Genomic DNA, 12185 nt, shown 5'->3' on the forward strand with positions numbered 1-12185 from the left:
GTCACGGCGGCGGTCACCAGCCCGAGGCGGTGTGGACGACGGCCGTCGCGGACTCCTCGCCCCAGGCCAGCTCCCGCAGCAGCGCCGCGGTGCCCTCCTCCGGGTCGATCAGCCGGATGCCGCGCCGGGCGTACTCGCGGGCCAGCTCCGCGCCCACCATGCCGCCGTGCCCGGCGGCGGGCGCCCAGGGGCCCCAGTGCACGGTCAGCGCGCGACGGCCGGTGCGGGCGGCGAAGGCGGTGCCGAGGGCCTCCAGGGCGTCGTTGGCCGCCGCGTAGTCGGCCTGGCCGCGGTTGCCGAGGACGGCGGAGATGCTGCCGAACAGCACCGTGAACGCGGGCGCGGCGGGCAGTTCCTCCAACGCCGTGAGCAGCGCCCGGGCACCGCCGGCCTTCGTGCCGTAGACCCGGCGGAAGGACTCGGCGCTCTTCTCGGCGATGAGCCGGTCCTCGATCACCCCGGCCGCGTGGACCACGCCGTCGAGCCGGCCGTGCTCGGCGTGGATCTCCTTCACCGCCTGGCGGACGGCGTCCGGTTCGCGGAAGTCGACCGAGCGGTAGCGGGCCCGGCTGCCGAGCGCGGCGAGTTCCGCCAGGGTCGCCCCGATCTCCCTCTGGGCGAGCAGGAGTTCGGCGGCGCGGTTGATCTCGGCCGGCGTCGCCCCGCCGCGCGCGGCGAGCGCGGCGCGCAGCTGCGCCGGGGTGCGGGCGGCCGCGGTGTCCGCGTCCTCCGGACCGTCCGGCACGGGGGTGCGGCCGAGGAGTTCCAGACGGCAGCGGGCCGCACCGGCGAGCACCGCGGCGAACTGCGCGGTGATGCCCCGCGCCCCTCCGGCCAGCACCACCACCGAGTCCCGGTCCAGGCCCAGCGCGGCGGCCTCGGCCGCGCCGTCCCCGGCCGGTCCGGCGCCCGTGCCGGCGAGGGCGCCGAGCGGCGCCTCCACCAGCTCGAACCCGTGCCGCCCGGCCGCCGACCGCACCACGACCGGCGTACGGTCCGGGGCGGCGGCCTCCAGCGCCACGGCCTCCGCGACCGCGGCGGGCGAGACGTCGGCGAGGTCGACGACCCGCGCCACCGTCTCCGGGTACTCCCGGGCCACGGTGCGGAACAGGCCGCGCAGCCCCGCCGACCGTGTGTCGCCGCCGGCCGGCCGGACGGCCAGCAGCCACCTGGGCCCGCGTGCCAGGGCCGCCTTCAGCACCGGGAACGCGTCCGGCAGCACGGACGTGCCGTCGTCCGCGAGCGCGCCGAGGTACAGCACCCCGTCCACCGGCCCGTCCCCGTCACCGGGCAGATGATCCCGGCCGCGTACGACGACCTCGGCGCCCGACGCCGCGATCGCGGCCGCCACTTCGGGGGCGTCACCGAGGACGAGCCAGCGGGTGCCGGGCAGCAGGTCGGCGGGGCCGGCGCCGCCGGGTCCGTCCAGGAGCACCGGGCGCAGGACGTGCCGGCGGGGCGGCTCACCGGTCACGGCCTCCGCGGGCACGGGCCCGTCCGGTGACGTCCGCGTCTCCGGGATCTCCGGGGTCTCCGGGGCCTCGGGTGCCGCGGGTGTCTGCGGTGCCGCGGGCGTTCCCGGCGTCTGCGGTGCCGCGGGTGTCCCCAGCCGGGCCGTGAGCCAGCCGGTCACCGCCGCCGCCGTACGCGCCTTCGCCAGTTCCTCCAGTTCCGCGTCGGCCATCGACGTGAGGTCCGCGCCGCTCCCGGCGCCCAGCCGCCTGGCCAGCTCGCCGGCGATCTCGGCCCGCTTGATGGAGTCGATGCTGAGGTCCGCCTCCAGATCGAGGTCGGGTTCGATCATGTCGACCGGGTAGCCGGTGCGCTCGCTGATGATCTCCAGGACCATCCGCTGGACGTCCACGGGCCCGGCGGCCTCCGGCGCGGGCTCCGCCTCCGGCGGCGCCGCCACGGCCGGGAGTCCGGGCGCCCGCGGCACGGCCACCACCGCGGGCAGCGGCGCCTGCGGGGGGACGGGCACGGCGACCGGGGCGCCGGGCACGCCGCCGAAGTAGGTCAGCAGCACGTCCCGTTGGGCCGCGATCATCTCCCGGCTGGTGCGCAGGAACTCGGCGACGAGCGCGTCCCGGTCGGACGGCAGGCCGTGCGGGGGGTTGGTCGTCACAGTCGTCTCCAGGGTGTCCGCGACTCGTCGGGCCGGTGCGAGGGCACCGGGGAGGAGGGCGCCGGCGGCGGTGCGGACGAGCTGCCCGTCCACCGTCCAGCCGGGAACCTCGGGTGCGGGGGCGCGTACCGCGTCGACGGCGTCCCGGCCGCGCAGCAGCCGTCCGGTGCGCACCGGCAGCCCCGCGACGGCCAGCCGGGCGAGGGCGTCGAGCCAGTCGCGCAGGCCGCCGCCGGGGCGGGGCTCGCAGGCGACCGCGGTGTGCGGGCGCTCGCCGAGGATCTGCCCGACCAGCCGGGTCAGCACCGATCCGGGACCGGCCTCGACGAAGACGCGCGCGCCCGCCTCGTACATCGACTCGATCTGCTCGACGAAGGAGACGGGGGCGCCGATCTGCGCGGCGAGCTCGGCCCGGACCGCGTCCGCGTCGGCGGCGTACGGGGCGGCCGTGCGGTTGGACCACACCGGGAACTCGGGGGCGTGCACCGGGCGGGCCGCGAGCGCCTCGGCGAAGCGGTGGCCGGCGCCGGCCACCAGCGGGCTGTGGAAGGCGCACGCCACCGGGATCCGCCGGGCGTCCAGACCGGCCTCGCGCAGCAGTCGTACGGCCTCGGCGACCGCGTCGGTCGGACCGGAGACGACCGTCTGACGGGGGGAGTTGCGGTTGGCGACGACGACGGTCTCCGGTGCGCCGGCCGCCTTGAGGGCCTGCTCCACCTCCTCGGCGCCGGCGACGACCGCGGCCATGGTCCCCGGGTCCTCCCCGGCGGCCCCGAGGATCGCCGCCGCCCGTTCGCCGCTCAGCTCCAGCAGCGTCTCGGGGGCGAGAGCCCCGGCGGCGCAGAGGGCGACCAGCTCGCCGTAGCTGTGGCCGGCGGCCATGTCCGGTTCCACGCCGACGGCCGTGAGCAGGGCGTGCGCGGCGAGCCCGGCCACGCCGAGGGCCGGTTGCGCCACCCTCGTGTCGGTGAGGGCGGCCCGCTGCCGGTCCCGGGCGGCGTCGTCGAACGCGGCCGGCGGGTACAGCACGTCGGCGTGCGCCCGCCCCAGTTCCAGGTGCGGGCGCAACTCGGGCAGGGCGACGAACAGTTCGGCGAGCATGCCGGGGCGCTGGCTGCCCTGCCCGGGGAAGAGGAAGGCGACCTTGCCGCCGTCGGCGCCCCCGGCACCGGCCAGGTGGATCCCGCGGACGGCGGGGCCGGCGCCGGCCGGGGCGTCGAGCACGGCCCGCAGCTTCCCGGTCAGGTCGTCCACGTCGCTCGCCACGACCGCGATCCGTACCGGGTCGGTGCTCGCGTCCGAGCGCCGTGCCGCACCGAGCGCCAGGTCGCGCAGGCGCCACGGGCGGCCGTCCGTCCCGGCGGTCCGCAGCAGCTCCTCGACCGCGTGCCGGGCCGACTTCTCGTCCCGGCCGCGGAACACGAACAGCTCGGCCGGCCAGGCGTCCAGTCCCCGCGCCGGCGGCACCCCGCCGGCGTGGGCGGCCAGCACCACGTGGAAGTTGGTGCCGCCGAAGCCGAACGCGCTGACCCCGGCCAGGCGTTCACCGGCGGGAGCGGCCCACGGCCGGGCCTCGGTGTGGAAGGCGAACGGGCTGCGGTCCGCGTCCCAGGCCGCGTTGGGCGCCTCGACGTGCAGCGTCGGCGGCCGGACACCGGTGTACAGCGCGAGCACCGCCTTGATCAGGCCGGCCAGCCCGGCCGCACACTTGGTGTGCCCGATCTGCGACTTGACCGAGCCGATCACGCAGCCGCCCGCCTCGGCGCCCGCCTCGCGGAACACCTCGTCCAGAACGGCGAGTTCGGTGCGGTCGCCGACCACCGTGCCGGTGCCGTGCGCCTCTACGAGGCCGACCCGCGCCGGAGAGACGCCCGCGCTCGCGTAGGCCCGCTCCAGCGCGGACCGCTGGCCTTCGGGGCGGGGTGCGGTCAGTCCGAGGGAGCGGCCGTCGCTGGAGGAGCCGAGGCCCTTGACGACGCCGTAGATCCGGTCGCCGTCGCGCTCGGCGTCCGCGAGCCGCTTGAGCACCACACAGGCCACGCCCTCGCCGAGGGCGATGCCGTCGGCCGAGCCGTCGAAGGCGCGGGAGCGGCCGGTGGGGGAGAGGGCGTGCACCGAGGAGAACAGGACGTAGTCGTTGATCCCGTTGTGCAGGTCGGCGCCGCCGCACAGCACGACGTCACTGGTGCCGGCGAGGAGCTCCTTGCAGGCGGCGTCGACCGCGGCCAGCGAGGAGGCACAGGCGGCGTCGACGGTGTAGTTGGCGCCGCCGAGATCGAGCCGGTTGGCGATCCGGCCGGAGATGACGTTGGCGAGCATGCCCGGGAACGAGTCCTCGGTGAGCCGCGGCAGCTGCTCGTCCAGGCCCTGCGGCACCGTCCCGTAGTAGGAGGGCAGTACGGCCCGCAGGGTGGCCGCGTTGGACAGGTCGCTGCCGGCCTCCGCGCCGAACACCACCGAGGTGCGGGAACGGTCGAACTCCCTTCCCCCGTCGCCGTATCCGGCGTCCTCCAGGGCCCGTCGGGCCGCCTCCAGGGACAGCAGCTGGACCGGCTCGACGTGGCCGAGGGAGGCGGGCGGGATGCCGTAGCGCAGCGGGTCGAAGGGGATCGGCGGCAGGAAGCCGCCCCACTTCGACGGGGTGGACGCGCCGTGGTGCACGGCCGGGTCCCAGCGGTCGGCCGGTACCTCGCCGACCGCGTCCACGCCGCCCACGACGTTCGCCCAGAACGTGGACAGGTCGGGTGCCTGCGGGAACATGCAGGCCATGCCGACGACGGCGATGTCGAGCGGTGCGGGCGCCGGGGGCCGCGGCGCCTTTTCGACGCCGAGTTCGGCGGCCCGCCGGGACAGGAACGCGGCCGCTCCCGTCGTCACGGACGCGTGCAGCGCGGCGAGCGTCGTGGTCGCCGAGCGCAGCACCGCCACCTCGCCCGCCATGAACATCCCCTCGGCGAGCTGTCGTTGCTCGTCGACGGGCGCGAGGGCGCCGTCCGCCTCCCGTGTCACCCCCTTGCTGGCCAGGCGCAGCCGTCCGACGTTGAGCCGCTCCAGCTCCTCCCAGATCCGCCGGTCCGGGACGCCCTCGGCGCGCAGCCGGGCCTCCTCCGCGCGGTGGCCGGCCGCGAACGGGCTGGGCACGCAGCGCGTGGCGTGCCCCGGCGCCGACTCCAGCAGCGTGGTGCGGTCGGCGGCCAGCACCTGCCGCTGGAACAGCGGCCGGATCGCCCCGTGCGCCACCGCCTCCTCGGTGAACAGGTACGCCGTGCCCATCAGGACGCCGACGGCCGCCCCGCGCGCGGTCAGCGGCGCGGCGAGCGCGGCGACCATCGCGGCGGACCGCTCGTCGTGCACCCCGCCCGCGAAGAACACCTCGAGGTCACCGGCGTCGCCGCCGTCCTCCACGTAGTCCTCCAGAACCGCGAGTTGGGCCTCCCACAGCGGGAAACTCGCACGCGGTCCGACATGCCCGCCGCACTCCGAGCCCTCGAACACGAACCGGCGCGCACCGGCCTGGAGGAACTGCCGCAGCAACCCCGGCGACGGCACGTGCAGAAAGGTCCGGATCCCGTCCCGCTCCAGCGCCTGCGCCTGCGCGGGCCGCCCGCCCGCGATGATCGCGTGCGTCGGCCGCACCTCGCGTACGGCCTCCAGCTGCGCTGCCCGTACGTCCTCCGGCGCGAAGCCGAGCACACCGACCCCCCAGGGCCGGCCGGCCACCGCGTCCCGCGTCCCGGCCAGCATCGCCCGCGTCCGCTCACCGTCGGCCAGCGCCAGCGCCAGGAACGGCAGCGCCCCGTCCGCGGCGACCGCCGCCGCGAACCCCGCCTCGTCGCTGACCCGCGTCATCGGTCCCTGGGCGACCGGCAGCCGGGTGCCCAGCGCGCGGCTCATCGGCGAGGCCTCCGCCGCCGCCCGTACGGTCCCCTCGTCGCCCACGGCGTCGCGCACCGCGTCCCGCAGCGCCCGAACCGTTCGCCGTGCGTCCCCCCAGCGGTCGGCGAACCGGGCGGCGAGGAAGCCGTCCTGACCCACCGGCAGCAGCTGGGTGCGCGGGTCCCGCCCGCCGAGCAGGGCCGCCACCTCCTCGGGGCCGGCGTCCCCGGGGAGCGGCGGGGCGTCGGGCCCCCGGCGCAGCAGCACCCGGTGACCGGCCACGACGACGGTCTCCGAGCCGTCCAGGGGACGCAGGGCGGCGGCCGTCGCCTCGGGCAGCGCGGATTCGGCCAGCAGCGCGAGCTGCCCGTCGAGGACGACCCCGGCCGCCCCGCCGGCCACCGCGGCGGCGGCCGTGCGCGGGCCGATGCCCCCGCAGGCCCACACCGGCAGGTCCGACTCCGGTGCGGAAAGCAGCTGTTGGAGCAGTACGAAGGTGCTCAGCGTGCCGGTCCGGCCGCCGCACTCGGCGCCCCGCGCGATCAGACCGTGCGCGCCGGCGCGGGCGGCCTCCCGCGCGCCCGGCAGATCGGTGACCTCGACGAGGACACGGTGCCGGGCGACGAGTTCGCCGAGCGGCCAGGCCGAGTCGGCGGCCAGCACCACCGTGTGCGGGCCGCCGGTTTCGAGGTCGGCCGGGGACAGCCGGCAGCGCGGGCCGACCCTGACCCCGAAGCCGCCCGGCGCCGAGCGCCGCAATCGGGCCAGCGCCTCGCGCGATCTTCGGCCGCCGTCCCCGAGATCGAGCACGCCGAGGCCGCCGGCCCCGGCGATCGCGAGGGCGAGCCCGGCATCGGGTTCGCCGAATGGAGTGATGCCGATGATCATGTCCTCGGAGCGCACAGCGGACGTCATTGATTCTCCGAATCAAGGTGAAACCGCACGGTGGGGGGTTCGGGACAGCAAAGGCGTACACCGGGATCCCGGCGGGAGAAGAGCACCGCGGAAGGCCGTGGAAAGCGCTTTTTCGAAGCGCGTTGAAAGGTAGTGGGCTTATTACTCGCCAGTCAACGTTTGAACGACCGCTTGGTTTCCTGCCGTATTGATTCGGTCACCTCCGGGGAAAAGGCCACGGTGTAGGAAAACGGATCTATTGCTTTTCTCGCTGACCCCGTTCATCCGGTCCACACATTGTTGAAACACGCACGAGCGGCGGAAATGGGTTCCTTTGGAGTGCATGTCCGGAAAGCGGGGCCGGAAGGTCCGCCCGAATGTGGCCCGCGGGGAAAATCCGCGTGTCGCGTCCGAGTGACCGGGAAGGGTCCGGATCCGCCCGTCCCGGCGCCCCGTCCGGCCGCGACCGCGGCACCGGTGCGCGTGCGGTAGTGTTTACCTGCGCGTTCCCACGGTTCACCGGTGCGGGACGCGACGGGACGTGGCGCAGCTTGGTAGCGCACTTGACTGGGGGTCAAGGGGTCGCAGGTTCAAATCCTGTCGTCCCGACCAGCACGATGTGGTCGGAGGCCGTCTTCTCGGACGAGAAGGCGGCCTTCCTCGTGCCCGGGTCCGGTCGCGCGGCCCGGGCCCGGCGGTCGCGTGGCCCCGGCCCGCGCGGTCGCCCGGCCTCCTGTCCGGCGCTCGCGGGGCGCCGAGTCGCGCGGCCGCCCTGCTCCGTGGCCGACGGTCGCCGCCGCGGGCGGCAAACCGTTGGACAGCTCCCGGACGCCGGACCATCGTGGGGCCCATGGAGCAGCAGCAGATCTGGGACGCCGACGCCGCGGGCCGCTACGACACTCCCGGCACCGGCATGTTCGCCCCCGAGGTCCTCGGACCGGCCGTCGACCGGCTCGCCGAACTCGCTTCCGGTGGAAGGGCGTTGGAGTTCGCGATCGGGACCGGGCGGGTGGCGGTGCCACTCGCCGCGCGGGGCGTGCCCGTCACCGGCGTGGAGCTGTCCCGACCGATGATCGGACAACTGCGCACCAAGGCCGACGAGTCGGCGATCCCGGTGGTCGTCGGGGACATGGCCACGGCCCACGCGCCGGGGGAGTACACGCTGGTCTACCTCGTCTACAACACGATCTCCAACCTCCTCACCCAGGCCGAGCAGGTCGCGTGCTTCCGCAACGCCGCCCGCCACCTGGGACCCGGCGGGCGGTTCGTCGTCGAACTGTGGGTGCCCGAACTGCGCAGGCTCCCGCCGGGGCAGGAGGCCACCGTCTGGCACGCCGAGCCCGGTTACATCGGCCTGGACACCTACGACGTCCTGCGCCAGCACGTCGTCTCGCACCACTTCAGGTTCGAGGGGAGCGGCCGGCAGGCGCGGCTGGACCGCAGCCCGCACCGTTACGTCTGGCCCGCCGAACTCGACCTCATGGCCCAGTTGGCAGGCTTCGGACTGGAGTCACGGCACGCGGACTGGACCGGCTCCGAGTTCACCGCCGAGTCCCGGTCCCACGTGTCGGTGTACCGGCTGCCGGGCCCCGCGACCGCGGAGTGAACCGCCGGGCGGCCCCGGCGCGAACCGCTCCGCGCCCCCCGGTGCCGACCCCGGACCGGCCTCGGCGCGGTCCCTCCTCACGGACTCCCCCCGACTCACCTCGTGGACACCCCTCGACGACGGCCGGGGACGGCTCGCCCCCCACCGCCGCGTTGTCGCATCACCCGAGTACATCCAGTACGCGGGCAATGCTCCGCCCTGCGATGCACCGCACCGGACGCCGCGAGCTTTCCGGCAAACCTTTCCGGCCACAGCACCAGCCGAAGGACTCCGGCCGTGCGAACAGGGCGGCCGTGCCCACGCCCCACGGCCCCGTGGCGCGCCGGGTGCGGCCGGCGTCCGTCTCCCTCCCCCGAAGGCTACGGACGCCGGCCCTTTCCCCCGGCGCCGGACTGTGGTCCCCGGGCGCTTACGGCGCCGTCCCGTGCCGTCACCAGCACATGACGGCGGTCTCTCCCGCGCCCCAGCCGCAGTACAGCCGGACACGGACGAAGTAACGTCGGCCCTTGACGAGCCGGGCCCTGACGGTGGCGTTGCGCGGGGTGCCCCCGTCGTCTTGCCCGGCCAGGAAGCGGGGCTCGCCGTCCCGCTCCTCGAAGACCACCACGACCGCGTCACCGTCCCCGAAGGTGCCGAAGACGTACTCGCGGGTCTCCGGCGGCTCGATCGTGAAGTCGGCCTGCTCACCCGCCGCCAGCGACAGCGGCACCGAACGGAACGGCACCAGTGCGGGCGGCCGCGGCGCGGCCGGCGGCGGATACCAGCGGAGCACGAACTCCTTGTCCATCGGCGACAGCGCACCCGGCGGGTGCACGCCCCCGCGGAACTGCTCCGGCTCCAGGATCAGTCCCGCCGGGAACGGATACTCCATCACGGACTGCGGGTCCCACACCGAGCCGTTGGCCTCGGCCGGGTCCAGCTTGCGCAGGACGTTGAAGTAGGTGCGGTCCCGGCTCCAGTGGTTCGGCGGGCCCGCCAGGTCGGCGTACACCGCCTCGTCGTCCCAGTGGATGCCGGCGAACGGACTCTGGTGCTCGTGCTGCATGCCGAGCGCGTGCCCGATCTCGTGCAGGGCCGTCCCGCGCTCCCCGGGCGCGGTCAGGTCCCAGCCGAAGTTCATGGTGCGCTCGTTCAGGCCCGCCCGCAGCGCGTCCCGGCCCACCGCGGACCAGGAGCCGTCACCCTGCTGGAACCCGATGCGCAGCTCCGCCTCCGAGCGGTCGCCGACCTCGGCGAACGCCACCCCGATGCCGAGATCCGCCCACTCGCGGAAGGCGTCGCGCACCACCTTCCGCTGGGCCTCGTCCCCGACCCACGAAACCCACCGGGTCCCCCCGGAACCCGGCACCGCGATGACCGACCCGTCGCTCTCGCCTTCGAGGAAGCAGTAGTGCAGCACGGTGCGGTTGACCCACATCCGGCGTCCGCTCATCAGCGCGCCGAGCCGCTCGGCGGCCAGCCCCGGAGCGAACGCGGGGGCCGGCTGCTGCGTCAGCGAGCAGTAACGGGCGGTCATGGTCACCAGACTGCCCCGCGGCACCGTCCGGGGCCTGAGTCGGGGCCTACTCAAGTCGCCCTGTATCAGGCATGAGTATGCGGACTCCTGTAGACGTGACGACCTCCGTACATGACACAAGGACCCTTCGGCCGCTCTCCTCGCCGCCATGGCCGTTCACCGGCCGCGAGGACGAACTGGAGCTGCTGCGAGGTGCGTTGGGCGCCGGGCGGCCGGGCGTCGTGGTGACCGGACCGCCCGGCGTCGGCCGCAGCCGGCTGGCCGCGGAGGCGGTGCGCGCAACGGAGTGCGTGCGGGTGGCCGGCACGCCGGAGACCCGCGGCACCGCCTTCGCCGCCTTCGCCCACCTCCTTCCCGAGGGCGTCACCCTGCACCGCGCGGTCCACCTGCTGTCCGGTGTGCGGCTGCTGCTGGTCGACGACGCCCAGCTGCTGGACGACGACTCCGCCGCCGTCGTCCACCAGCTCGCGGTGCGGGGACGCACCCGGCTGCTGGTCCTCGTCGCGGACGGCGCGTCGGCGCCGGATGCCGTGGCCCGTCTGCGTTCGGGTGACCTCCTGCCGCGGCTGGCCCTGGAGCCCCTGCCCCGCGAGGACGTGGCCCAGCTGCTGGCCGCCGTCGCCGGGGCCGGTCCGGAGCCGCTCACCGTCAACCGGCTGCACCGGCTGGCCGGGGGCGACCTCGGTCTGCTGCGTGACCTGCTGGACGCGCTGCGGGACCGGGAGCGGCTCGACCGGGTGCCGGACGGTCAGGAGTGGAGGTGGCGGGGGCCGGTCCCGGTGACGCCCGCCCTGCGCGAGCGGGCCGCCGCCGTGCTCGGCCGGTCCCGCCCCGAGGAGCGGGAGGTCCTCGACCGGCTCGCCTTCGCGGAGCCGCTGCCGCTGACCGCGGCGGTGGCAGGGCCGGACCTGGATGTTCTCGAACGGCTGGAGGCCGACGGGCTGGTCCGTGCCGACGACGACGCCACGGTTCGGCTCGCCCATCCGCTGCACGGCCCGCTGCTGCGGGCGGCCGCGGGGCGGTTGCGGGCCCGACGGCTGGCGGCGGGACGGCCGCCGTGCGGGGCGGCGCTGGAGGCGGAGGCGGCGGAGTTGCTGCGGCGGATCGACGCGGCGGACGTGCGGTCGGCGGCGGCGCCGGTGGGGGACTGGCTGGTGGGAGAGGGGGAACCGGTTCCGGCCGGGTACGCGGCGGTGCGGGCGCGGTTCGCCCGGCTGCGGGGGGAACTGCGGGAAGCGGTGGCCTGGGCACGCGAGGGGTTGGCGGGGACTCCGGGGGACGCGGGCTGTCTGTCCGAACTGGGCTGCGCGACGGAGGGGCTGGGGGAAGAGTTCGCCCCCGCCCCCGCCCCCGGCCCTGAACGGGCCTCGTCCTCGGAGGCCGGACGGGTCGACTCGCCGCGACGGCCGCTTTCCACCCCGCAGAGCCGGGCCGCGGTGGGGCCGGGAGCGCCGTCCGCGACGCCGGACCGGGTGAGCGCCGGTGACGCCGTACGGCAGGCCGCTCCCGAAGGCGGCGTCTTCGCGCGGCACGCCGAAGCCCTGGCCCGCGGGGACGGGCCCGGACTCGACGGGGTCGCCGCCGAGCTGGCGGAGCGGGGGTTCCTGCTGTTCGCGGCCGAGGCGCACGCACAGGCCGCGCAACTGCACCGGGACCCGCGCGTGGCCCGCACCGCCCGCACCCGTGCCGTCGCCCTGGCCCGCCGGTGCCAGGGCGCTCGTACCCCCGCCCTGGCGGGACTGGTGCTGGGCGAACTCACCGCCCGGCAGCGCCAGATCGTCACGCTCGCGGCGGCCGGCCTCAGCAACCGGCAGATCGCCGAGCGGCTGACCCTGTCCGTCCGCACCGTCGGCAATCACCTGTACGGCGCGTACACCCGCCTCGGTGCGAGCGACCGCGCGGCACTGCCGTGGCTGGTGGACCTGCCCGGCACCCGGACGGCTTGAGCCGCCGGGCGGCGGGAGGCCGTATCCGCCGGGCGGTGGGCGTTCGTGCGGTTCGGGAGGTGGCGGGGGTCCGTCCCGTTGCCTGGTCGCGGTCGCGGGTGGGGGCGACGGCGGTGGCACTGCCGTGGCCGGTGGACCTGCCCTGCGCCCGGACGGCCTGGGCCGCCGGGCGGCGGAGGTTCGCTTCCGCCGGGCGGTGGGCGCTCACATCAAGCGGGCCAC

Annotated in this window: 4 protein-coding genes and 1 tRNA gene; 3 read left to right on the forward strand and 2 right to left on the reverse strand. The window is 76.0% G+C overall.

Features of this window, described 5'->3' with window-relative positions; genetic code table 11:
- Positions 1 to 13: 13 nt before the first annotated feature.
- The gene (locus ACIP5W_RS03240) at positions 14 to 6916 is read right to left on the reverse strand and encodes an SDR family oxidoreductase (RefSeq protein WP_401465956.1); all 6903 of its coding nucleotides are present in this window, start codon (positions 6914 to 6916) and stop codon (positions 14 to 16) included.
- Between the two features lie 514 nt (positions 6917 to 7430).
- Here ACIP5W_RS03240 and ACIP5W_RS03245 point away from each other — a divergent pair.
- Together ACIP5W_RS03245 and ACIP5W_RS03250 are read left to right on the forward strand one after the other, a co-directional pair.
- Positions 7431 to 7507, forward strand: a tRNA-Pro gene (locus ACIP5W_RS03245).
- A 238-nt stretch (positions 7508 to 7745) separates the two neighbouring features.
- Positions 7746 to 8501, forward strand: a complete 756-nt coding sequence (locus tag ACIP5W_RS03250; RefSeq protein ID WP_401465958.1) for a class I SAM-dependent methyltransferase — start codon at positions 7746 to 7748, stop codon at positions 8499 to 8501.
- Between the two features lie 430 nt (positions 8502 to 8931).
- Here ACIP5W_RS03250 and ACIP5W_RS03255 read toward each other — a convergent pair whose 3' ends face one another.
- On the reverse strand, positions 8932 to 10017 hold the full coding sequence (locus tag ACIP5W_RS03255) for a M12 family metallopeptidase (protein WP_401465960.1): 1086 nt from the start codon (positions 10015 to 10017) through the stop codon (positions 8932 to 8934).
- 95 nt (positions 10018 to 10112) lie between these two features.
- Between ACIP5W_RS03255 and ACIP5W_RS03260 the strand changes: the two genes are divergently transcribed.
- Positions 10113 to 11963, forward strand: coding sequence for a LuxR C-terminal-related transcriptional regulator (locus tag ACIP5W_RS03260; RefSeq protein ID WP_401465963.1), 1851 nt, complete (start codon positions 10113 to 10115; stop codon positions 11961 to 11963).
- Positions 11964 to 12185 lie beyond the last annotated feature (222 nt).

This window comes from Streptomyces sp. NPDC088766, from assembly GCF_044750845.1.
Classification (GTDB): domain Bacteria; phylum Actinomycetota; class Actinomycetes; order Streptomycetales; family Streptomycetaceae; genus Streptomyces.

Coding starts and splice junctions, on each gene's coding strand:
- ACIP5W_RS03240 (WP_401465956.1), bottom strand. CDS start 6,916: ATGACGTCCGCTGTGCGCTCCGAGGACATGATCATCGGCATCACTCCA.
- ACIP5W_RS03250 (WP_401465958.1), top strand. CDS start 7,746: ATGGAGCAGCAGCAGATCTGGGACGCCGACGCCGCGGGCCGCTACGAC.
- ACIP5W_RS03255 (WP_401465960.1), bottom strand. CDS start 10,017: ATGACCGCCCGTTACTGCTCGCTGACGCAGCAGCCGGCCCCCGCGTTC.